Origin of the sequence: Roseovarius sp., from assembly GCF_048262375.1 — a bacterium.
Lineage (GTDB): Bacteria > Pseudomonadota > Alphaproteobacteria > Rhodobacterales > Rhodobacteraceae > Roseovarius.
This window is the reverse complement of the sequence record NZ_JBLXFE010000010.1, coordinates 20,001-41,847: the sequence shown is the minus strand read 5'-3', so window position 1 is coordinate 41,847 and position 21,847 is coordinate 20,001. Positions and strand designations below refer to the sequence as shown.

The window sequence follows — 21,847 nt, the reverse complement described above, 5'->3', positions numbered from 1 at the left end:
CCGCTCCTCAACGGGGTAGGTTCAGTGAATGAGCGATCCGCCGTTCACATCGACCTCGGTGCCGGTGCAGTAGGCCGCGAGATCAGAGGCGAGAAAGAGGGCGCAGCCCGCCACATCCCCGGCCGTGCCAGCGCGTCCCATCGGAATGCCCGAGAGCACCTGCGCGCGCATTTCGTCGGTGAGTTTTCCCGCGGTGATGTCGGTGGCGATAAAACCGGGGCAGATCGCATTGGAGCGCACATTGTCGGGGGCCAGTTCGCGCGCCATCGCCTTGGTCAGGCCCAAAACACCGGCCTTGGCCGCTGAATAATGCGGCCCGCCAAAAATCCCGCCACCGCGCTGCGCGGAGACTGAGGACATATTGACGATGCTGCCCGATTTCTGGGCCCGCATCGCCGGAATGACGGCCTGAGACATATAGAGCGTGCCGCGCAGGTTCACGTCGGTGACGGCATCATAATTGTCCGGGCCGATATCCATCAGCTTGAGCGGTTGGGTGATGCCCGCATTATTGACCAGAATGTCGATGCGCCCGAAGGTGTCCATCACCGCCTTGGCAACAGTCAGGCAGGCTGCCTTGTCCACGACATTTCCCACCAGCCCGAGATGCCCCTTGCCCGGCAAGTCCGCCGCTGCCGCCTCGGCCTGCGCCAGATCGAGATCGGTGATCACCACCGTCGCGCCCTGCTCGGCAAAGAGCTGCGCCGTCGCCTTGCCCAGTCCGCGCGGGCTGGCGGCCCCGGTCACGATCGCGATTTTTCCGTCTAACAGGCCCATTGCCCATCCTCCTCCGATTGTCTGTTGATCTGGCTCAGAGCCAGGCTTTGATCTGTTCCGCGACCTTGTCCACCGACAGGCCGTAGATGTCGTGCAACGTGGGCAGCGCCCCTGCCTCAAGGAATTCATCGGGCAGGCCGATCATCCGGAACTGCGGCGCTATCCCGGCGGTCATCAAGCAGCCCGCCACCGCCTCGCCCAGCCCGCCATTCACGGTGTGGTTCTCAGCGGTCACGACAAGGCGGCCACTCTTGGCGGCCTCGGTGCGGATCGTCGCCATATCAAGAGGCTTGATCGTCGGCACATGCAGCACCGCCACATCCACCTTGTCGGCAGCCAGTTTTTCGGCAGCATCAAGGGCACGCATCGTCATGATCCCAGACGAGATCACGAGAACGTCGCGCCCCTCGCGGATCATTTGCGCGCGGCCCAGTTGAAACTTGTAATCCGGCTTGTGCCGCGTCAGCACCGTCGGCACCTTGCCCCGCAAGAGCCGTGCATAGACCGGCCCGTCATGGGCGATCATCGCAGGCACCATACCCGCCACATCATCCGCATCGCAGGGGTCAATGATCACCATATTAGGCAGCCCGCGAAAGATCGCCAGATCCTCGGTCGCCTGATGGCTGGGGCCATAGCCGGTGGTCAGGCCCGGCAAGGCGCAGACTATCTTGACCGGCAGGTTTTCCTCGGCAATCGCCATGGCGATGAAATCATAGGCGCGGCGGCTGGCGAACACGGCATAGGTGGTGGCAAAGGGAATGAACCCCTCGCGCGCCAGACCAGCGGCGGCAGAGAACAACAACTGCTCGGCCATGCCCATCTGATAGAACCGGTCCGGCATCGCGCTGGCGAAAATATGCAGATCGGTGTATTTTGACAGATCCGCCGACAGCCCGACGATACGCGGATCTTTCTTGGCCTGTTCGACCAGCGCATGACCAAAGGGGGCACTGACGGTGTCATAACCCTCAGCCGCCAATGAGGCGATCATTGCCGTGGTTGCGATCTTGGTTTCCGGCACTTGGCGCGGCTCGTATTTGCGGGCCATGGAGGCGAGGGTCATTGTGGCTTTCCTTCTTCCAGCACGGCCAGCGCCTTGGCCCATTCATCCGCCTCGACGCGGATAAAGTGATTGCTCTCGCGCGCCTCTAGAAAATCGACGCCTTTGCACATCTTGGTGTGACAGATGATGACGCGGGGCCTGGTGTCGCTCAGGCTGCGGGCGGCATCAAAGGCCGCGACCAGCGCGCCCAGATCGTTGCCGTCCACCTCTTGCGCGTGCCAGCCAAACGCCTGCCATTTCGGGGCCTCGGCCCCTACAGCAAGGGCGTCACGGCTGGGCCCGTCCGCCTGCTGATTGTTGAAATCAACGATGCAGATCAAATTGCCGAGCCGCCACTGCGTGGCCGACATCACCGCCTCCCAAGTCGATCCTTCGCCCAATTCACCATCCGACATGAGGTTATAGACAAAGGCCGGATTGTTCTTGCGCTTGAGGCCCAGCGCCATGCCCACGGCAATTCCAAGCCCTTGCCCCAGCGAACCGCCTGTGATCTCCATGCCCGGCGTGTAAGAGGCCATGCCCGACATTGGCATTCGGCTGTCGTCCATGCCGTAAGTGTCGATCTCGTCCTCGGGCAGGATACCCGCCTCCATCAGCGCGGCATAGAGCGCGATAGCGTAGTGGCCAATGGACAGAAGAAACCGATCACGCCCCTCCCATTCGGGATCTTCGGGGCGGTACTCCAGCGCATGAAAATACGAGGTGGCCAGCACATCGGCGACGCCGAACGCCTGCCCGATATAGCCCTGCCCCTGCACTTCGCCCATGCGCAGCGCCTTGCGGCGGATGTTCCACGCCCGCATTTCCAACGAGGTGTTGGAGAGCGCATTGGGTCGGGTTTCAATAGTCATCTAATCCTCCCGGTCTGTTGACCTCACAGAACGCTAACACCGATGGGTGGCGATAGATTGTGCGAAATATGCAAAACCTCGTTAGTAAAACTAAACAACTTTCGGACCGAACATCGGGTAGGACGGGCCTGACTCTGACAATTGGGCGATCACATGACCGATATCCAATCCATGGCGCATGCCATCCGCTTTACCGCGCTTGATGCTATTCTGAACGCTGGCGAGGGGCATCAGGGCGTGCCGCTCGGCATGGCGGAGATTGCCGCCACGCTCTATGCACGCCACCTCAAGGTTGACCCGAGCGCGCCCCTCTGGCCCGACCGCGACCGCGTGATCCTGTCCAACGGGCATGGCTCAATGCTGCTCTATGCGCTACTGCACCTAGCGGGCTACGCGCATATCACCACCGATGCGCTCAAATCCTTTCGTCGCTTGGGATCGGTTTGCGCGGGCCATCCTGAGATCGAGCAAGCGGCAGGCATTGAAATCACCACAGGCCTTTTGGGGCAGGGCATTGCCTGCGCCGTCGGCATGGCTGTGGCCGAAGCGCGGCTGGCCGGGCACTTTGGCACGAGTCTGGTGGACCACCGCACATGGGCCTTTGTCGGCGATGGCTGTTTGCAGGAGGGTATCGGCCAAGAGGCGATTTCGCTCGCCGGGCATCTGCGCCTCGGCAAGCTGACGTTTCTGTGGGACGACAACCACATCACCGACGATGGCGACACCGCGCTGTCAATTTCCGAAGACGTGCCCGCCCGTTTTCGCGCCGCGAACTGGCATGTGAGCGAAGTCGATGGCCATGACATTGAGGCCATCTCGGCGGCGATGGACGCGGCCAAGGCCGATCCCCGCCCGTCCCTCATCGCCTGCCGGACCATCATTGCGCGCGGCATTCCCCGGCTTCAGGGCCAGCGCGGCGGCCATAGTGCGCCCTTAACCCCTGCGGACGCCACCGACGCGCGCGCGATGCTTGGCTGGGGTCACGCGCCCTTCGTCATCCCCGACACTATCCGCGCCGGTTGGGCAACGGCCATGACACGCGGTGCGCAGGCGTGTGCAGATTGGACGACCAGATTGGCGCAGCATCCCGAAGTCGAGGAGTTCCATCGCTGGATCAGTGGCACGCTACCGCAAGACTGGGACCAGATCCTGCGTCGGATTACACATGAGCAGGCCACCAATATCGCGCCGCGCCCGACCATCGCCACGTCAGGAGATGTCTGCGATGCGTTGAGCGCTCCCCTGCCCGAACTCACCGTGCTGTGCGCCGATCTGGAGGCCCCTACCAATCACAAACGCGGACGCGTGGCCTTTGATACCGGAAACCATGCCGGCAGCTATGTGCATTGCGGCGTGCGCGAGCATCTCATGGGCGCGATGTGCGACGGGATCGCCGCGCATGGCGGTCTGCGTCCGGTCAACGTGACCTATCTCGCCTTTGCCGATTATGAGCGCCCCGCGATGCGCATGGCCGCACTGATGGGCCTGCCCGCACTTTTCGTGTTCAGCCATGACGGCATCGGCGTAGGGAGCAACGGGCCGACGCACCAGCCGGTCGAGGTGCTGGCCAGCTTCCGGGCCATGCCAAATATGCGCGTCTTTCGCCCCGCGGATGCGGTGGAAACTGCCGAGGCGTGGGATATCGCTATGCGCACTACTGACGGTCCCAGCCTCTTGGCGCTGTCCAGACAACCCGCCCGACAGATACGGACAAAGACCGACGAGAACCTGAGCGCGCGCGGTGCCTATGTTGTGCGTGAGGCCCCAGGCGTGCGTGATCTGACCCTTCTGGCAACCGGCACCGAGGTCGGGCTTGCGATCGAGGCACAGGCAGCCCTTAGCGCGCGCGGCATCAACGCCGCCGTGGTGTCCATGCCCTGTTGGGAGCTGTTCAGCGCACAAGACAAAGCCTACCGGGATATGGTTCTGGGAACCGCCCCGCGCCTCGGAATCGAGGCCGCGATGGAGTTTGGCTGGGAAAGGTGGCTGCGCCCGGAGGACCGCTTCATCGGCATGTCCGGTTTCGGCGCATCCGACAAATCCGAAGCCCTCTATGAACATTTCCGAATTACCGTGGCGCGTATTGTGGCCGACGGAATGCAAATTGTCTCTCTGGATGCCCAGCGGGCTGTCAAAAATCAGAACCCCTGACGTTCCAGCTCATCTGCAATCAGACGGCGCACCGGGCCGTTGCGAATTGGGAACGCAGCAAAATACTGGGCACTCGATGCATCGGGCTTGCGGCGCCGGGCATCCTGTTGCCACCGGCTGGCCTGTTGATTGCGGCCAGCCAATCCATTTGCCACCGCCGCGATCATGGCAATGAGATAGTGTGCGCCCGGCGTAGAGGCAGCACGGTCAGCCCAGCGCGCGGCACCTCGAATGTCTCCGGTCTGGATCAACGCCTGTGCACGCACGCCATGCATACCATAGAGCAACGGATCCAGCGGGCTCAGTTGGAGTGCCGCGTCGAGCCCTGCGTCGACCTTGGCGATGTCCCCATTAATCAGTGCCGTAAAGGCGCTTGCATAAAAGCCTTGCGCATAATTTGGGTTGAGTTCAATCGCGCGTTCAAACCAGCCATCGGCAATTTCGGGTTCGGCTGTAAGCCAGTATGATCGCCCCATCGTGTAATGCGTAAAGGGGTCGAGCGTGTCCAATTCCAGACCACGCTCGGCATGACGACGGGCTGCCGCCGCAGCTTCATGATCATCTGGCCCGAGATGAAGAAATGCGTCAATAAAGCGGGTGAACGATAGCCCCGCATGTGCACGCGCAAATCGCGGATCGAGCGTGATCGCATTCTCAAAATGAAACTTGGCGACTTGATTTGCTTCAGGTGTGAAGCGATAAAGCTGGTTCAAACCAAGGTGGAATGTCTTCCAAGCATCAAGCTGGTCAAAGCCGCCCAAACCCGCAAGACGTACTTCGTTCTGAGGCACATGGAGATCAAGCGCAGTGACGACCTGCGCGACGATCCTCTGGCGCAGATCCTCTATCCCGTCCAGTGGGGCCGTCAGGCGGTCGCCCCAGATCACCTCGCTCCGGTTGGTATCGGCAAGCTCAATGACCACAACAACTGTGCGTGCCAGACACTCGATCACCCCCGACAGCACATAGCCCGCCCCAAGCGCGGTTCCGATCAGATTAAGGTCATTCCCCGCGCACTCTCGGAAACGAAAGGATGATCCCCGCGCAATCACCGCCAGCCAGCGCAGACGGGACAACGCCTGAATGATCTCGTGGGGGATAGCCGCAGCAAGGATTGCAAGGTCAGGCTCCGTACCGAGAGGCCGGAAGGGCAGAACGGCAACGGAGGGACGCGACAGGTCCGCATTTTCAGAGGCAGCCGGATGATCGGCGTATTCTAACTTAACCGCCAGAGCATCGACGACCTCGGCCACAAGTCGAAACCCCTTTCCGTGGACCGTTCGAATAACCGATTGCCTTTTTCCAGTATCACCCAGCGCCTGTCGCGCGGAACGGATCCGGCTGGAAATGCTGGCGTCCGACACCGCACGATCAGGCCAAATGGCCTCGGCGAGTTCTTCCTTGCTAACCATACGAGACCGATGACGTACAAGGTGGATGATCAACGAGAGAACCTGTGGCTCGACATGCACAGACGCGCCCCTGTGGACGAGTTCGAACCGCTCTGGATTCAGTCGATACTCACCAATTTTCCAAGACATGTTTTCAGCATACCGCAATTTTCTCGATTTCTGCAGGAAATCTTCAGAATTGCTTCAAGCAAACATCTGCGGGCAGGTGCACACTGATTGAATTCAAAGGCGTCACCGTCGTGCCGATATCAAAATTGAAGGAGAAATTTCATGACTGCTGGAACAATTCGGACCACCAAAGGGCGTGGACGCCTGTTCGACTCGATCCTTGACACGGTGGGCGACACACCTGTTGTCCGTATCAACAACCTCGCGCCAGAGGGCGTGCGGCTCTACGTCAAGGCCGAATTCTTCAACCCTGCGGCGTCCGTCAAGGACCGGCTGGCCTTGAACATCATAGAAGCCGCCGAGCGCGCGGGCACACTCAAACCCGGCCAGACAGTCGTCGAGGCCACCAGCGGCAACACCGGTATCGGGCTTGCAATGGTGTGTGCGCAGAAAGGTTATCCATTGGTCGTCACAATGGCTGACAGCTTTTCCGTCGAACGGCGACGGTTGATGCGGATGCTCGGGGCCAAGGTTGTGCTGACACCGCGCGCCGCCAAGGGGATGGGGATGTATATGAAGGCCATGGAACTGGCTGAAAAGAACGGATGGTTCCTCGCCCGGCAGTTTGAGACCTCTGCAAATGCCAACATCCACGAATCCACCACTGCCCGTGAGATCATCAATGATTTTGCCGGCGACAGGCTGGACTATCTGGTGACCGGATACGGGACTGGCGGCACCGTCACGGGGCTTGCGCGGGTTCTGCGCAAGGAACGCCCCGAGACCAAGATCATCCTAAGCGAACCGGCAAATGCCGCGCTGATCACCAGCGGAGTCGCTCAGGAGCGCGGCAAACACGGCGAGCCAAGCGCAAGCCACCCCGCATTCGAACCGCACCCCATTCAAGGTTGGACGCCGGATTTCATTCCGCTGGTCCTCCAGGAAACGCTGGACACCGGCGGATATGACGACTTGATCCCAGTCACTGGTGCCGACGGTATGGCCTGGGCGAGGAAACTTGCGGCACGCGAGGGCATCCTCACCGGCGTCTCAGGCGGGGCGAGCTTTGCCGTCGCCATGCAGATCGCCGAACACGCACCCAAGGGGGCGGTGATCCTCGCCATGCTGCCAGACACCGGCGAACGCTACCTGTCCACGCCGCTGTTCGAAGACATTCCCGAGGACATGGACGACGAGGAGCATGCACTGTCCAATTCAACGCCCGGATACCGGCTCGCGGCGGAGTGATGTTCATCCTGTCTGAAAAAGGAGCGAATACAATGCCTGGATCAAGAGATACGGCCATCAGATCTGTGGTCACAACATCATTTTTTGCGCTGATGGCATTCGGGGCCAATGCGGAAACCAATGCGGAAAAGATAACCAGAGCCAAAACGGCAGCACCGTCAGATATCACCGAACAGGCAACGTTTCTGGATCTCGATGGCACCCTTCTGCAGCAGGGCACAAATGGCTGGGTATGCTTTCCCGGTGTCCCGCTGAAGCCGGGCGACACCCATCCGCTGTGCAATGACGCCGTATGGATGAAATGGATAAAGGCAGTATCCTCTGACGAGCCATTTTCGACGGACGTTCTTGGGATATCCTACATGCTGGCCGGTGACGCCATGGTCAACAATGCGGATCCGGCGGCAACAGATATCAACGATGGCGGGCTTTGGGTTCAGGAAGGTCCGCATCTCATGATCCTTTTCCCGGACAAGAACATGGTAGCGAGCCTGCCAACCGATCCCTACGCCGGCGGACCCTATGTCATGTGGAGCGATACGCCGCTCTGGCATGTCATGGTCCCGGTCGAGGCCAAAAAGGCACCGTAACAACGCGTCACGAACCAACCGATTTCAAACAGGAGGCATCACGATGCAACTTTATATGATCCGTAGACCCAGCGCCTGGGCAAATCAGGCCGAACTCGAAAAGACAGCTGAAATTTCGGCCCGCATCGGCAATGAAGAGATGTCGGACAAGGTGCGCTGGATACGTTCTTATGTGCTCAATGAGCATGACGGGCGGTTAGGTACCTGTTGTATTTATGAGGCGGTAGACGAAACAGCTCTGCGCGACCATGCACGTTGCGTCGGCATGCCGGGGGACGACATCATACCCATTGGTGCCACAGTCGTGGTGCGGCCAGACCCGGATTGATTCCCGGCAACGCAATGCGTCCCGACAGGTAAGAAAGGCGCAAGCATGATGACCTACGACGCATTCAGGACCGGTGAATTGCAGGGGTGGGATGCGCGCGCCGATGATTATGACACGGCGACCGCGCGAGCGACAATTCAGTCGATCCCGGACCTTCTGGCGGCAGCACGACTCGCGCCCGGACTTCGGCTGCTCGATGTCTGTTGCGGTCCGGGTTACGCCACCGGGGCGGCAGCGGCGCTTGGCGTCGAGGCACAGGGCATCGACTTTGCACCCGGCATGGTACGGGCAGCGCAGACGCGGTTTCCCGCCGCAACTTTTGACGTAGGCGATGCCGAAAACCTGCCCTTCGACGACGCATCCTTCAATGCGGTGGTCTGTAACTTTGGCCTAAATCATGTGACGGATCCCGGCCGGGCCATGCGCGAGGCGATCCGCGTGCTGGTGCCTGGCGGGTTCTATACCTTCAGCGTCTGGCTGCCACCTGACAGGAATCCTGCGTTCAATCTGATTTTCGGCACGCTCACCGCACATGCCGACATGACGCTTGCCCCAAAGGCCCCGGATGCCTTTGCCCTCACCGCACCGAAAGCTGCAGAAACCATGCTACGCGAGGCCGGGTTCGACACGCTTGGGGTGCGGGATGTGCAAAACATTCTGAAGGTTCCAGCCGATGGGCTGTTCAACTTTTTCTATCGGTTCAGCGTGCGCTTTGCGTTAATCCATGACCCTCAAACAGAGACCGTTCAGCGCGCCATCCGCGCAGAATTCGACCGCACCGCCCGCGCCTTCCTCATCGGCCATGACGTTTGCATCCCGATGCCCAGTCACGTGTTTTATGGGCAAAAACCGGAATTCGGAAAAGAGAGAACAACATGACAGAACTTCATGCCGCTGATGCCGCAGAAACGCTCGACCCGGAGAACTGGGATGAGATGCGCCGGTTGGCGCACCGAATGGTGGACGATGCGCTCGATCGCGTTCAGGGCCTGCGCGACAGACCTGTCTGGCAGCCGATGCCTGACGCAATGCGTGCGGATTTCACCGGGCCAGTCCCTTTGGCCCCGACGCCCTTAGAGGCGATCTATGGCGATGTTACCAGCGCGGTTTATCCCTATGCGATGGGAAACAGCCACCCCCGGTTCTGGGCTTGGTACATGGGTTCTGGCTGCGTGACCGGTGCGTTGGCCGACTTTCTCGCCGCAATCGACGGCTCAAACCTCGGTGGCGGCGATACCGGGGCGAATCTTGTTGACTGTCAGGTCACTGATTGGCTGAGGCAAATGATGGGGTTTCCAGACGGCGCGAGCGGGACATTGGTCAGCGGTGGTTCCATGGCCAATATTGTCGGATTGACAGCTGCGAGAAACGCCGCAGCCAACGTGGATCTGCACCAACACAGCATAGCCGACATGGATATGCCACTTCGGTTTTATGCCTCAGATCAGGTGCACAACTGCCATACCAAAGCGATGAACCTGCTGGGTTTAGGCAGCAAAGCGCTGCGCCGCGTGGCAACCGATGACGCGTTCCGCATGGACCTTGACGCCTTGCGCTCTGCCATCGCTCAAGATCGGGCACAGGGTGTCACGCCTGCCTGTGTCATCGCCACAGCGGGGACCACCAACACCGGGGCCATCGACCCCCTCGGTGCCATCGCTGATTTCTGCCGCAACGAAGGCGTCTGGTTACATGTTGACGGTTGCATTGGCGCGCTCTTTTCGATCGCCCCCCAGAACCGGCATCTGGTCGCCGGAATTGAGCGTGCAGATTCCCTCGCGCTTGATCTGCACAAAGGGCTGCACGCGCCTTTCGACGTCGGCTGCGCGCTGATCCGCGACAGGCGGCTGCACCGTACGACCTTTGCCGAAACCGCCGAATACCTTCAGGTAGCGACGCGTGGTCTCGCGGCGGCAGAGTTCCTGCACGACTATGGTCCCGAAACAACGCGTAGTTTTCGGGCGCTAAAAGTCTGGATGATGCTACGCCACCACGGTGTTGAAACCTTTGGTCGCATACTCGACCGCAGCATCGCGCAAGCGCGACTCTTGACCGACCTCATCAATTCCGAGCCCGAACTGGAACTGATGGCTCCAACAGCAACCACGATTGTCTGTTTCCGTCATAAACCGGACAATATGGACGAGACGGGCCTGCGCGAGCACAACACCGAGATCATGTTGCGTGTTCAGGAAAGCGGCCTGGCGGTGATCTCCGACACCACACTTCGTGGACGACATTGCCTGCGCGTCGCGATCTGCAATCACCGCACCCGAGATGAGGATCTCGGCCTCTTGATACGCGAGATCGTTCGGATTGGGAAAGAATTGAGGCGTGGCTACTCCCCCATTTATAACGGGGTGCGGTCGTAGACCTTACGCGGTCATTCTCATGCGGGTGTAATACTGCCCATACGCTCAAAGATGTGTTGGTCCAACCACTCGCGCCGGACCGTGCAATTGTCGCGCTCGATAGAGGCATTGCGCTGAGGTTATCCCAGCTGAATGTGCTGGATGGCAACGCGCCGACAGGCGCGGGCCACGGGCTGCCTGCCACAAATGACATCTCCCAAGGATACTCACCTCCCACTCAGCCATGATCTTTAGCGTGTCCAGACTGATCTTAAGCGTTCTTAAACAATGGTGGGCCGCGACCGTTGTTCAAAAAGATACCTGTTGCAGCTGACGGATCAGACGCGATCACCGACACGACCCGTCTTAGATACGTCCCAAAGTACGGACCACGAATCCAATGACCAAGAAACTGCCTCTGACAGGGGAATTAAAGATTGCCACGGCAGAAGACCTTTCGAGGCAATTGAATACCGCCCTTGCGTCAGGAGATCTAACACTCTGCACCAAGGCACTCGCAAATATTGATGCCGCCAGTATTCAGGTTTTGCTTGCAGCCTTCCGCACAGCCCAAGGCCTTGGCCGCGCGCTTGCCGTCGATTTGCCTGCGGGCGGCGTTCTTGAAACCGCGCTCGAGCGTCTTGCGCTCTTGCCACAGGTTGTCATCGAGAATGGCGCACTCGTCGGGGTCGCGGACGGTCAGACTGTGAAGGTGGCGGCATGAAAACGGTTCTTGCTGTCGACGACTCTCCGTCCATCCGGCAAATGGTTGGCCTGACCCTACGCGGTGCGGGCTATAACGTGGTTGAGGCTGTTGATGGGCGTGACGCCCTTGAGAAGGCCACGACGCTCAAGATTGACGCGGTGCTGACTGATCAGAACATGCCGAACCTTGATGGTCTGGGCTTTATCCGCGCCTTTCGCGCCCATCCCAGCAGTCAGGGCATTCCGGTCATCTTTCTGTCCACCGACTCGGCCGATGCCCTGAAACAAGAAGCGCGCTCGGTTGGCGCCCTCGGCTGGATGGTCAAACCCTTTTCACAGGCGCAACTTCTCAGCGTCATTCAGAAGGTTCTGGGATGATGGAAAATGACATCTCTGCGGTCTTTCTCGAAGAGGCCAGCGAACTTCTTGAGAGCCTTGAGCAAGGCCTTCTGAAGCTTGAAGCGAGCCCCCACAATCAAGATCTGATCAACGCGGCCTTCCGTGACCTGCACACGATCAAGGGGTCCGGCGCCATGTTCGGGTTCACCGAGCTTGCGGCCTTTATCCACAAGTTCGAAACCGCGTTCGAGAAAGTCCGCTCTGGGCAAATCAAGGTCGGCGCGCCGCTGATCCGCGTGGCCCTGCGCGCCGTCGACGAAATAAAGAGATATCTCAACGGTGACGCCGCAATGTCGCCCGCGCGTCAGGCAATTCTCAACGATCTCGAACTGGCCGTAAGCCCGGGCCAGACATCAAGCCAAGCACCAAGTCAGACATCTATCGACACACCCTCTGACACAGGCTGGCGACTGACCTTCCGGCTCGCCTCGGATGCCCTGAAACTTGGCGCGCGTCCCGAGGCACTATTGGACGAGTTGCGCGATCTTGGGGCCTTCAACCTCGCGGCGGACACCAGTCTCATTTGCCCCCTAGACCGGATTGATGCACAGGCCTGTTTGTTGAGTTGGTCGATGGAGCTGCCTGATACCGCCAGCGAGGACGATATCAGAGGCGTCTTCATGTTCCATGAGGGCAACATGGATCTCGCCCTCGTCAACCTCGCCTCGCCCGCACCAGACGCCCCGGCATCCCAGTTCCAACCGACCGAAGCCACCGGCCCCCAACCTGCCCCGCAAAGTGCCACCATGCGCGTGCCTGCCGAACGTCTGGACGAACTTATGGATCAGGTGGGCGAACTGGTCATCGCCGAGGCCCGCCTCTGCGCCTTGGCCAACAACAGCAAGGATCCATCCATGATGGCCGCCGCCGAAGATATTCAGCGCCTCGCCGCACGAATGCGCGATACCACGATGAGTATTCGCATGGTGCCCATCAGCTCGATCATCGGCCGGTTTCGCCGCCTCGTGCATGACCTCTCCGAAGGCTTGGGTAAAAGCGTCAACTTTGTCGTCACTGGCGCGGATACCGAGCTCGACAAGACGGTTATTGAACGCCTGGGCGATCCGCTCGTACATATTATCCGCAACGCGATTGATCACGGCCTCGAGACGGATGAGGTCCGCGCCGCCGCAGGTAAGCCGGATCGCGGCACAATCGAACTCTGCGCCCAACATCTGGGCGCAGAGGTGGTCATCTCAGTCAAGGACAACGGGCGCGGCCTTGATCGGAGCAAACTGCGTGCACGCGCAATCGAACAGGGTCTCTTGGCGCCGGACGCCACCCCCTCTGAAGCCGAGCTTTTCTCGCTCATCCTCGAGCCGGGCTTTTCAACCGCAAGCACGGTGACGGAACTCTCGGGGCGCGGCGTTGGCATGGACGTCGTCAAACGCACGGTCGAGGGACTTAGGGGCCGGATTGTGATCAGTTCGGAACCGGGGCACGGCACCACCTTTACCCTGCGCCTGCCGCTCACGCTTTCGATTATCGACGGGCTGCTCGTCGAGGTCGGTGGCGATCATTACATCATCCCGATGGCCGCGGTGCAAGAGATCGTGGAATTGCCAGCCTGTCAGACGGGTGCCGACAGCACCTCCAGCTTTCTGCAGATACGCGACTCTCTGGTGCCGTTCCTGCGTCTCAGAACGCTTCTGGACTGTGCCGAGGAACGCAACACGCTTCAGAATGTGATCGTCGTCTCCGCCTCGAGCATGCGGGTTGGGTTGGTGGTCGACCGTATCCTTGGAACCAACCAAACGGTTGTCAAACAGATGTCGCGGCTGCACGCGGGCGTCAAATCCATCTCTGGCGCGACCATCCTTGGGGACGGCTCTGTCGCCCTCGTGCTCGAAGTTGGCAATCTCGTCGAGCTTGCCCGGACCGACCTCAGAAAGATCGAGAAAGCCGCATGACAAAAGAACTCAATGGATCAGGTAAGATCCTCACAGTGGTTGCGCTGCGTCTTGGTGAACGGATTTTCGCCATCGAAACCAGCGCGGTTCTGGAAATTCTGTCGCCCATCCCCGCGACCCGCGTTCCTCATGGCGGTGCCTTTGCACAAGGCGTCATCAATGTCCGGGGAGGGGTTGTGCCACTCGCCGATTTACGCGTGATCTTCAGCATTCCAACACCCCCCGTCGATGAAAACACGCGCATTCTGGTTCTGCAAATACCGATCGAGAACGAACAAATCATCGTAGGCGTTTCCGCTGACGAGGTGCGCGAAGTGATCACTATCGACTGTGACCGCATCGAGCCATTGCCACCCACCGGCACAATCTGGCCCGCCGACTATGTCCGGGGGCTCGTTCAAGGGCCCGAAGGAATCACAATACTGCCCGATCTCAACAACATCTTTGCCGCACATATCGCGACAGCCAACGCTCTCTAAATTCAGGGAAATCATATCATGAGACTGACAATCAAAACGAAACTGGCCGCAACATTCCTGCTGGTTTTGGTCATGGCAGCTTTTGCCTTGACTCTTGCACTGCGGAACTTGGGGGACTTCAATCGTGACCTCGACATCATCATGAACGTAGCAGGCGAACAGGTTCATATGTCTGAAAAGCTGATTTCGGCACAAACCCGCCTCCAACGCGAGACACTTAATTATATTCTTGCCGAGAATGCTGTCACCAAGCGTGAGATCAAGGCAGAGATTGAAAAGGATATGGAAGAGAGAAAGGCGCCTTTAGATCGTCTCTCGTCCATTGCTGAACCCGAAGGACAGGCGCTGCTGAAGGATTATATCCGTCTTGATCAAGATTTTTTGACAGTCACCGCCAAGGCCATGTCCATGAAGGACATGAACCAGCAACTAGAGGCGTTTCGCTATCTCCAGTCCGAAGGGAAGCAAACGGCGGATGCGATTAGCGATAAGTTGTATGAGATCGTTAATCTCAATGAAGACATCATGACCAAAATGCTTGCGGATGCCAATGCGCGGTTCACGACGTCACGCACCACTCTGGTCGCGCTGATGTCTGCCGCAGCAGTCATCGGTATCGCTGCCGCCGCTTGGGTGACATTCTCAATTTCCAAGGGCCTGAAATCCGCCATTGACATCACCGGCAAGGTCGCCTCCGGCGACCTGACCGAAACCGCAGTAGTGCGCGGCAATGACGAGATCAGCGATCTCTTGCAATCGGTCAACGGAATGGTTCTCAAACTGCGTGAGGTCGTGGGAGATGTCACTTCGGCCATCCGCAATGTTTCGTCCGGCAGTCAGCAAATGGCCGCCACGTCGGAAGAGCTGTCACAAGGTGCCACCGAACAGGCAACTTCAACCGAAGAGGCATCTTCCTCGGTTGAACAGATGTCCGCCAATATCAAGCAGAGCGCCGAAAACGCCGCCGAAACCGAGCGTATGGCCGTCAAATCCGCGCAGGATGCCCGCGAGAGCGGCAAGGCCGTTGCCGAGGCCGTTACCGCCATGCAGGACATCGCCAACCGGATCATGGTCGTGCAAGAGATTGCGCGCCAGACCGACTTGCTCGCCCTTAACGCGGCAGTCGAGGCCGCGCGCGCCGGGGAACATGGGCGCGGCTTTGCGGTGGTTGCCGCAGAGGTGCGCAAATTGGCTGAGCGCAGCCAAACGGCGGCGACGGAAATCTCTGGCCTCTCAGCCACCACTGTCCGATCAGCAGAAAACGCAGGCACCATGCTGCAAGGTCTTGTGCCGGATATCGAACGCACATCGGCGCTCGTCAGTGAAATCTCCGCAGCCTCGCAGGAACTCTCCTCTGGTGCCGCTCAGATCAATCTGGCCATCCAGCAACTCGACAAGGTGACGCAAGAGAACACCTCGGCCGCCGAGGAACTTTCGGCAACAGCGGAAGAGCTCTCGAGCCAATCCGAGCAGTTGCAGGGTGTAGTTTCCTACTTTGTCCTGTCTGAAAAGGCCGCTGTTCCAATACAGGAACGGCCCGCCCCGGCCCGCGCAACTGTTCGTGCGGTGAAACCCACTTCGGGCAAAGCCGCGCGAAGCTCCGGTGGTTTCTCCTTTAATCTAGGCGCCGAGAAGGATGAACTCGACCATGGCTTTTCATCGCGCGACGCGGCGTGAGGCCTGAACGATGAATGAGAACACTCAGGTCGTCACCTTCCAGTCAAGTGGCTCACTCTTTGCTGTACCCGTGAACCGGGTCCAGCAGATCCTCGACACCCAACCGATCGCAGCACTGCCGAACAGCCCGGCGGAACTCTTGGGGCTGATTGACGTCAGAGGCGAGAGCATCGCCGTCACCGACCTCTCGGAGTTATTGTCCCGAGGGCCAACCAAGGACACATCCGAGACGCGTATTCTCATCCTGAGCCTTTTTAACGGTCGGCATACCTCGACCGTCGGCCTAAAAACCGAACGGGTGATCGAGGTGACGGAACTGGACGAGGGGGGGGTCAAATCCCCCTCCGAAGCCGGCATCACCACTTGGGATGAAAGTGTGCTCACCGGCATCGGCCGCCGCAACGGTGATTTTGTCTGCATTCTCAATCTCGAGAAACTCTTTGGAGAAGGCGTTCGGCGAAAACTGCCCGAATTCGCAACCCAACGCCCCATTGAAGCCCCAGAAGAGTTTTCCCTATCATGAGCGTGTCCCTCGCCAAATCCTACTATGACCACTTCGCAGAGGTGATTTCCCGCGAGACCGGGATCAAACTCCTCTCCGGCAAAAAGATGATGATCGAGAGCCGTCTGCGCCGCCGCGTGCACACGCTCGGGTTCACCTCGCTCGAGGAGTATTTACGCCACCTCTTCGAGGACGGTGGATTTGGTGCGGAACGCAGCAATGTCATTGACTTGATCACTACCAACAAGACCGATTTCTTCCGGGAACCGTCCCATTTCCAGTGTCTTATCAATAACATGCTCCCCGACATCATCCACCGCAAACAACAGAACAACAAGGCCATCGCGCTCAAGTTCTGGAGCGCGGCCTGTTCGGACGGCTCTGAGGCCTATACGGCAGCCATGCTGCTCGAAGAAGCCTCGCGTAGCGGGCCAGCCTTTCAATACGCCATCCTTGGCACCGACATTTCCACCCGCATGGTCGAAGCAGCCAGACGCGCGATCTATTCAGCCCAGGCCCTCGCGCCAGTCCCCGCACCGCTGCGCACGCGCTACGCCATGCAAGGTCAGACTGAGGACATGCGTGGCATGGCACGAATTGTGCCCTCCCTCAGAGCCAAGACACACTTTACGCATCTCAACCTGATGGACGAAAACTACCCCGTAGATCAGGACGTGGACATCATCTTTCTGCGCAATGTCCTCATCTACTTCGACCCTGAGGATAAGACCAAGGTGATCACACGCCTCACACGCCACCTTGCGCCCAAAGGTTATCTGGTGGTCGGGCATTCGGAATCCATGTCCGTGAAGCAGCCTAACCTCAAACAGCTAACCACGGCTGTGTTTCAAAAAGAGTAGACCCCGCGATGCTGGACATAGCCTGCAAACCTCAGATTTCTGTCTTGATTGTGGACGATTCCGCCTCAGCGCGCGCCATGCTCATGCGAATTGTGGAAACCGATCCGACACTGAAACTCTTCGGCACGGCGGCAGATGCATTCATCGCCGTCTCAAAAATGCGATCGGGCCTGCCCGATGTCATGCTGCTTGATATGGAACTGCCGCGCATGTCCGGGCTCGATTTTTTGCGCAAAATCATGGCCCAACGGCCCATTCCCGTGGTGATCTGCTCCAGCCATGCCGCAGCCGGATCCGACCTTGCATTGACAGCCCTTGCCAGCGGCGCGGTCGAGGTTGTCTCGAAACCGGCGCCCAAAACCGACACCGATTTTCAGGAATCCGCAATCGCCATCTGTGACGCGATCCACGCCGCCGCAGAAACGGGCGTCAATAAGACCCGCCAAGATACCACTCCCAGAGAGACCGGCACCAAGCTTTTGGCGGATGCCCTGATCCCGCCCGCACGACCCAAAAACTTTGCCCACACGTCACCGATCGTCTGTATCGGTGCATCAACCGGGGGCACAGAGGCAATCCGATCCATCCTTGTCGACCTGCCGGTGACATGCCCGCCCGTCGTTATCGTGCAACACATGCCCGCCGGGTTCACTGCTGCCTTCGCGCGCCGCCTCAACGGCTTGTGCCAAGTCAACGTCAAGGAGGCGTCCGATGGGGATGTCTGCGCCCCCGGCGAGGTTCTGATTGCACCCGGCAATTATCACATGATGCTTGCGCGGCACGGGCGCGGCTACGCTGTCAAGATCGTGGAGGGGCCCTATATCTGTCGCCATCGCCCCTCCGTCGATATCCTGTTTCGCACTGCCGCCCAGACGGCCGGACCAAATGCCCTCGGGGTCATCCTGACAGGCATGGGCGATGATGGAGCACGCTGTTTGCGTGAAATGCGCGATGCCGGTGCCACAACCCTCGCCCAGACTGAAGAAAGCTGCGTGGTTTTCGGCATGCCGCGCGAAGCGATCCGCATGGGGGCCGCAACGCGTGTTGTCGCCCTCTCCGAGGTTCCTGGCGCTATTGCATCTTTTGCCAGCAGCCACCAACTTCGCACGAGGTAGGCCCAATGCATCTTCCAGTGCTTACCCTTCTGTCCAACGACTATCTGCTCTCGCTCCACAAGGCGACCTGCAACATCGAGACAATCTTTCTGAAAACCGGGCGGGAACTCGGGATGAGCGTTGAGGATTTGATGCAATTGCGCGAGGTGCTGTCCCGCCTCAGTGTGGTTCTGGGTCCGGACGAAACCCAAGCGCTTAGTGCGCTATGCCTCCAATCCGTCGAGAACAGTTCCGAGATCAACGAGGACGTGCTGGCGTTTGTTCGGATGGCCGAGACCTTTCACGCGGGGATCTGCAAAATCCAGAGCAACGTCAGCCATCTGTCCGTGGTGATCCGCACCATGTCTGCCTCTGCGCCCATTTCGCGCATCTTGGGGAAATCCCTGACGACTCAGGAACCAAAGATCGACGAATTCTCGATCGAACTGGCGCGCATCGCAGCTTCTGCCGGAGAGCAGCTCAAATCGCTGCAAACCCATATTGACATCATCGAGGCTGAAATGACGGACCTTGATCTGATTTCCCTGAATCTCTCACGGGACATGGCAGACACGATCGTTCCCGCCCTTGGCGGTCTGGAAACCCAGGTTTGCGAAATTCAGAATGACCGCCATGAGTTGGCTTCTGGCAACGCCGTGATCGAGAAAGGAATGCGTGATATCTTCGCCGAAGTCTCGGCAATTGTGGGCGAACTTCAGACAGGCGATTCCGTCCGGCAGCGTCTGGAGCATACTGACGTCATCGCACGCGCCTCTCGGAGTGCCGCAGTCGCTCAAGAGCGGCCAGACGCCAGCGACTCTCTGGCCTATCTCGCGATCTGTCAGGCCGAAGGAAGCCGGGACGAGATTGCGCGCGATGTCGGCTCCGTCCTACATCGGCTTGCGGATATACGCGCCAAATCTGAACAAGTTCTGAAGACCGCCGAACAGGTCTATCTCGATCCGAACGACACGCAGAGAAAACGGGTCTCTGCAATGATCAACTGCGCGAAGAGACTGTCGTCCGCCTTGCAGTCCTCCAATTCAAATCTGGACACTCTCAATCGGATCGGCCTTACGGCACAGAAGCATATCGAAGAGATTCAAACCATTGCCGCCGAGATGGGGCAACTGGATCATCATATTCGGGTGCTCGGACTCAATACCTTCATCGTGTGTTGCAACATGGGACCCGAGGCCAGGGCTCTCCAGGAACTTTCTCGCCAAGTGTTGTCGTTAACCAAGACTTCCAACGAAATCTTCGACCAGATTGCCTCGACGACAGGCGCCTTGGCTGCAACGATCATGCCCGATATCTCGCAAGCTGCGGAAAAGATGTTGCGCACGGTTGCATTCGCACAGGATATTTCCGACCGACTTCACGTCACAGATCAGGCGGTCCACGCGGCCAAACAGGGCTGTGCCATCAAGGGCCACGCGCTCAGTACCGCCCTGTGCGCGAGCCAAACCTCACTGTCCTCTCTCGAAACGGCCAAATCAGAACTTGGAAACTTCATTTCAGGGTTCCGAGGGCTGATTAGCTCCGCCAACGCAGGACGCACCGCCTATGACATACTGCCATCAGAACAGGACCGGCTGAACCAGCTTTACGCGATCTACACGATGGACTCCGAACGTCGAATTCACGACCGCGTTTTCTCGGGTATGCCAGAGCATTCCTTTCCCCTGGAAATCGCCTCGCAAGATGCGGAGGCCGAATTGGCGGATATCTTTTTCTAAACTGTCCATTTGGGAACATCGCCTTTTTTTGTGTTGCTTTGATCCCGTTGTTTACGTGGCAGCAAGGCATTCCTGACACGTCAATCTGGGGCCGCGTGTCGCACGGAAATCCTGTAGTGTGGCAATGGCTCTGGACCAAGAGCAATGACCAGCCAAACATAGGCATCATACCCGCCATGACCCTGAAAATGGTTGTATAAGTTCCAGGAATGCACCTCGTTAGGATTGGGGTTTACCCCCGTGCTACATCCAAGCATTGCCCTGAGGCACCACAAGCTGATGCAGAAGCGGCTGCGGCCTTGCGGCATCCCCAAACAACGATCCCTCCATTGCATGCCAACGACTGCAAACTGCCGATGCGGAGGTACGGCCCTTTGAGCGCGATCACGCGTCGTAAAGGGGATAGACGCGTGAGGGTGGACACCCTATGCGGGGTCCATGACAAGCACTACCTCCGCCCCCCCGCCCCCCGACCGCATACTTGCCGGTGTCGCCCTGATGCTGGGGTTTTGCGTGACCGCCCCCCTTCTGGATGTGGCCGCCAAACTGGCATCGACCAGCGTGCCGGTGGGACAGATCACCGCGGCACGGTTTATCGTGCAATGCGCGCTCATGGCACCGTTTGTCTGGATCATGGGGCTGTCGTTGCGGGTGCCACGGGAGCAATGGCTGGCGCTGCTGTTTCGCTCAGGGCTGCTCTTTGTTTCGACCTTCTGTTTCATCGCCGCAATCCGCGTCATGCCGCTGGCCGATGCGCTGGCGATTGTGTTCGTGGCCCCGTTCATCGTGCTCTTGGTGGGCAAGTTCTATTTGGGCGAGGATGTCGGCCCGCGCCGCGTGGGCGCGGCACTGGTGGGCTTTGTCGGTGTTCTTTTCGTGATCCAGCCCAGTTTCGCGGCCTTTGGCGCGGTGGCGCTCTTTCCACTGGGCACGGCGGTAGGCTTTGCCTTCTATATTCTTGTGACACGTGGGCTATCGCGACGGGTTCATCCCGTGACCTTGCAATTTCACACCGGCCTTATCGCCAGCCTGCTGTGCCTGCCTGTGATGATCTTGGCCCAAGGCACGGGGGCTGAACTGCTTGATCCGGTCTGGCCGCAAGGCATTGCATGGCTCTGGCTGCTGGGTGTCGGGTTTTTCGCGACGCTGAGCCATATGATGATGACCTATGCATTGTCGCTGGCCCCCTCGGCCACGCTGGCACCGCTGCAATATCTGGAACTGCCCGTGGCCACCTTGCTGGGCTATCTGGTGTTCCGCGATTTTCCCAATGTGCTGACCCTCACGGGCATCGCCATCATCATCGGCGCAGGCCTCTATATGATCCATCGCGAGAGAGTCACCGCGAGACAGTTGATCACCGAACGCGCCGCGCCACCGATCTGAGGTCACCAAAGGGGGCTCACCGAGGCGCTCTTGTCCGGGCCGTTGTTCTCGATGGCAGGTTAACTGGCGCATACCGCAGGGCCCCTGCATGCCCCCAAGTTTTGTCTACTCCCCAAAACTATCTCTCTCGCCTCCCGCACAGTTCTGGCTGGAAAAAGTTTTGCGCGCCAATTTCTATATTGTAGGGTGGCGATGAGCACAGATACACCTGCCA

The 21,847-nt window shown here is 59.1% G+C and carries 20 protein-coding genes; 16 read left to right on the top strand and 4 right to left on the bottom strand.

From position 1 onward, the window contains the following. Positions 1–21: 21 nt before the first annotated feature. Genes ACN0SW_RS12360 through ACN0SW_RS12350 form a run of 3 tightly spaced genes read right to left on the bottom strand, consistent with a single transcriptional unit; the run spans position 22 to position 2,694 of the window. Positions 22–777, bottom strand: a complete 756-nt coding sequence (locus ACN0SW_RS12360; RefSeq protein ID WP_417728238.1) for an SDR family NAD(P)-dependent oxidoreductase — start codon at positions 775–777, stop codon at positions 22–24. Between the two features lie 34 nt (positions 778–811). After that, positions 812–1,843, bottom strand: a complete 1,032-nt coding sequence (locus tag ACN0SW_RS12355; RefSeq protein ID WP_417728237.1) for a transketolase family protein — start codon at positions 1,841–1,843, stop codon at positions 812–814. Beyond that, entirely contained in the window at positions 1,840–2,694 is an 855-nt protein-coding gene (locus ACN0SW_RS12350; protein ID WP_417728236.1) for a transketolase, read from the bottom strand. The genes ACN0SW_RS12355 and ACN0SW_RS12350 overlap by 4 nt, the downstream gene beginning before the upstream one ends. Before the next feature lie 153 nt (positions 2,695–2,847). Here ACN0SW_RS12350 and tkt point away from each other — a divergent pair, with 153 nt between their 5' ends. Then, positions 2,848–4,845, top strand: coding sequence for a transketolase (gene tkt, locus ACN0SW_RS12345; RefSeq protein ID WP_417728235.1), 1,998 nt, complete (start codon positions 2,848–2,850; stop codon positions 4,843–4,845). Here the strand turns inward: tkt and ACN0SW_RS12340 are convergent. Next, entirely contained in the window at positions 4,833–6,386 is a 1,554-nt protein-coding gene (locus ACN0SW_RS12340; RefSeq protein ID WP_417728234.1) for a winged helix-turn-helix domain-containing protein, read from the bottom strand. The genes tkt and ACN0SW_RS12340 overlap by 13 nt on opposite strands. A 141-nt stretch (positions 6,387–6,527) precedes the next feature. Here ACN0SW_RS12340 and ACN0SW_RS12335 point away from each other — a divergent pair, with 141 nt between their 5' ends. From ACN0SW_RS12335 to ACN0SW_RS12265, 15 genes are all read left to right on the top strand, one after another. After that, positions 6,528–7,613, top strand: a complete 1,086-nt coding sequence (locus tag ACN0SW_RS12335; protein WP_417728233.1) for a PLP-dependent cysteine synthase family protein — start codon at positions 6,528–6,530, stop codon at positions 7,611–7,613. After that, on the top strand, positions 7,613–8,203 hold the full coding sequence (locus ACN0SW_RS12330; protein ID WP_417728232.1) for a hypothetical protein: 591 nt from the start codon (positions 7,613–7,615) through the stop codon (positions 8,201–8,203). Before ACN0SW_RS12335 ends, ACN0SW_RS12330 begins: the two co-directional genes overlap by 1 nt. 43 nt (positions 8,204–8,246) lie before the next feature. Continuing rightward, entirely contained in the window at positions 8,247–8,531 is a 285-nt protein-coding gene (locus ACN0SW_RS12325) for a nickel-binding protein (protein ID WP_417728231.1), read from the top strand. Between the two features lie 45 nt (positions 8,532–8,576). Continuing rightward, a complete protein-coding gene (locus ACN0SW_RS12320) occupies positions 8,577–9,410 on the top strand; it encodes a class I SAM-dependent methyltransferase (protein WP_417728230.1) in 834 nt (277 codons plus the stop codon). After that, positions 9,407–10,903 carry a pyridoxal phosphate-dependent decarboxylase family protein gene (locus ACN0SW_RS12315; protein ID WP_417728229.1) on the top strand — a complete coding sequence of 499 codons (1,497 nt, stop codon included), beginning with the start codon at positions 9,407–9,409 and terminating at the stop codon, positions 10,901–10,903. The genes ACN0SW_RS12320 and ACN0SW_RS12315 overlap by 4 nt, the downstream gene beginning before the upstream one ends. A 379-nt stretch (positions 10,904–11,282) precedes the next feature. Beyond that, positions 11,283–11,606, top strand: a complete 324-nt coding sequence (locus ACN0SW_RS12310; protein WP_417728228.1) for an STAS domain-containing protein — start codon at positions 11,283–11,285, stop codon at positions 11,604–11,606. After that, a complete protein-coding gene (locus ACN0SW_RS12305; RefSeq protein ID WP_417728227.1) occupies positions 11,603–11,965 on the top strand; it encodes a response regulator in 363 nt (120 codons plus the stop codon). The genes ACN0SW_RS12310 and ACN0SW_RS12305 overlap by 4 nt, the downstream gene beginning before the upstream one ends. Continuing rightward, complete coding sequence (locus ACN0SW_RS12300) at positions 11,962–13,896, top strand: chemotaxis protein CheA (protein WP_417728226.1); 1,935 nt, start codon at positions 11,962–11,964, stop codon at positions 13,894–13,896. Before ACN0SW_RS12305 ends, ACN0SW_RS12300 begins: the two co-directional genes overlap by 4 nt. Next, the gene (locus tag ACN0SW_RS12295; protein ID WP_417728225.1) at positions 13,893–14,375 is read left to right on the top strand and encodes a chemotaxis protein CheW; all 483 of its coding nucleotides are present in this window, start codon (positions 13,893–13,895) and stop codon (positions 14,373–14,375) included. Before ACN0SW_RS12300 ends, ACN0SW_RS12295 begins: the two co-directional genes overlap by 4 nt. An 18-nt stretch (positions 14,376–14,393) precedes the next feature. Beyond that, positions 14,394–16,052 (top strand): methyl-accepting chemotaxis protein, encoded by a 1,659-nt coding sequence (locus tag ACN0SW_RS12290; protein WP_417728224.1) that lies wholly within the window; start codon positions 14,394–14,396, stop codon positions 16,050–16,052. Positions 16,053–16,062: 10 nt separating this feature from the next. Continuing rightward, the gene (locus tag ACN0SW_RS12285) at positions 16,063–16,575 is read left to right on the top strand and encodes a chemotaxis protein CheW (RefSeq protein ID WP_417728223.1); all 513 of its coding nucleotides are present in this window, start codon (positions 16,063–16,065) and stop codon (positions 16,573–16,575) included. Next, a complete protein-coding gene (locus ACN0SW_RS12280; protein ID WP_417728222.1) occupies positions 16,572–17,414 on the top strand; it encodes a CheR family methyltransferase in 843 nt (280 codons plus the stop codon). Before ACN0SW_RS12285 ends, ACN0SW_RS12280 begins: the two co-directional genes overlap by 4 nt. 8 nt (positions 17,415–17,422) lie before the next feature. Next, a complete protein-coding gene (locus tag ACN0SW_RS12275; protein ID WP_417728221.1) occupies positions 17,423–18,529 on the top strand; it encodes a protein-glutamate methylesterase/protein-glutamine glutaminase in 1,107 nt (368 codons plus the stop codon). 5 nt (positions 18,530–18,534) lie between these two features. Further along, complete coding sequence (locus ACN0SW_RS12270; protein ID WP_417728220.1) at positions 18,535–20,247, top strand: transducer-like protein, TlpC; 1,713 nt, start codon at positions 18,535–18,537, stop codon at positions 20,245–20,247. 438 nt (positions 20,248–20,685) lie between these two features. Then, positions 20,686–21,633 (top strand): DMT family transporter, encoded by a 948-nt coding sequence (locus tag ACN0SW_RS12265; protein WP_417728219.1) that lies wholly within the window; start codon positions 20,686–20,688, stop codon positions 21,631–21,633. Positions 21,634–21,847 lie beyond the last annotated feature (214 nt).

Bases quoted from the DNA above. Each gene is read 5' to 3' on its own strand.
- ACN0SW_RS12360 (WP_417728238.1), bottom strand. From the start codon at position 777: ATGGGCCTGTTAGACGGAAAAATCGCGATCGTGACCGGGGCCGCCAGC.
- ACN0SW_RS12355 (WP_417728237.1), bottom strand. From the start codon at position 1,843: ATGACCCTCGCCTCCATGGCCCGCAAATACGAGCCGCGCCAAGTGCCG.
- ACN0SW_RS12350 (WP_417728236.1), bottom strand. From the start codon at position 2,694: ATGACTATTGAAACCCGACCCAATGCGCTCTCCAACACCTCGTTGGAA.
- tkt (WP_417728235.1), top strand. From the start codon at position 2,848: ATGACCGATATCCAATCCATGGCGCATGCCATCCGCTTTACCGCGCTT.
- ACN0SW_RS12340 (WP_417728234.1), bottom strand. From the start codon at position 6,386: ATGTCTTGGAAAATTGGTGAGTATCGACTGAATCCAGAGCGGTTCGAA.
- ACN0SW_RS12335 (WP_417728233.1), top strand. From the start codon at position 6,528: ATGACTGCTGGAACAATTCGGACCACCAAAGGGCGTGGACGCCTGTTC.
- ACN0SW_RS12330 (WP_417728232.1), top strand. From the start codon at position 7,613: ATGTTCATCCTGTCTGAAAAAGGAGCGAATACAATGCCTGGATCAAGA.
- ACN0SW_RS12325 (WP_417728231.1), top strand. From the start codon at position 8,247: ATGCAACTTTATATGATCCGTAGACCCAGCGCCTGGGCAAATCAGGCC.
- ACN0SW_RS12320 (WP_417728230.1), top strand. From the start codon at position 8,577: ATGATGACCTACGACGCATTCAGGACCGGTGAATTGCAGGGGTGGGAT.
- ACN0SW_RS12315 (WP_417728229.1), top strand. From the start codon at position 9,407: ATGACAGAACTTCATGCCGCTGATGCCGCAGAAACGCTCGACCCGGAG.
- ACN0SW_RS12310 (WP_417728228.1), top strand. From the start codon at position 11,283: ATGACCAAGAAACTGCCTCTGACAGGGGAATTAAAGATTGCCACGGCA.
- ACN0SW_RS12305 (WP_417728227.1), top strand. From the start codon at position 11,603: ATGAAAACGGTTCTTGCTGTCGACGACTCTCCGTCCATCCGGCAAATG.
- ACN0SW_RS12300 (WP_417728226.1), top strand. From the start codon at position 11,962: ATGATGGAAAATGACATCTCTGCGGTCTTTCTCGAAGAGGCCAGCGAA.
- ACN0SW_RS12295 (WP_417728225.1), top strand. From the start codon at position 13,893: ATGACAAAAGAACTCAATGGATCAGGTAAGATCCTCACAGTGGTTGCG.
- ACN0SW_RS12290 (WP_417728224.1), top strand. From the start codon at position 14,394: ATGAGACTGACAATCAAAACGAAACTGGCCGCAACATTCCTGCTGGTT.
- ACN0SW_RS12285 (WP_417728223.1), top strand. From the start codon at position 16,063: ATGAATGAGAACACTCAGGTCGTCACCTTCCAGTCAAGTGGCTCACTC.
- ACN0SW_RS12280 (WP_417728222.1), top strand. From the start codon at position 16,572: ATGAGCGTGTCCCTCGCCAAATCCTACTATGACCACTTCGCAGAGGTG.
- ACN0SW_RS12275 (WP_417728221.1), top strand. From the start codon at position 17,423: ATGCTGGACATAGCCTGCAAACCTCAGATTTCTGTCTTGATTGTGGAC.
- ACN0SW_RS12270 (WP_417728220.1), top strand. From the start codon at position 18,535: ATGCATCTTCCAGTGCTTACCCTTCTGTCCAACGACTATCTGCTCTCG.
- ACN0SW_RS12265 (WP_417728219.1), top strand. From the start codon at position 20,686: ATGACAAGCACTACCTCCGCCCCCCCGCCCCCCGACCGCATACTTGCC.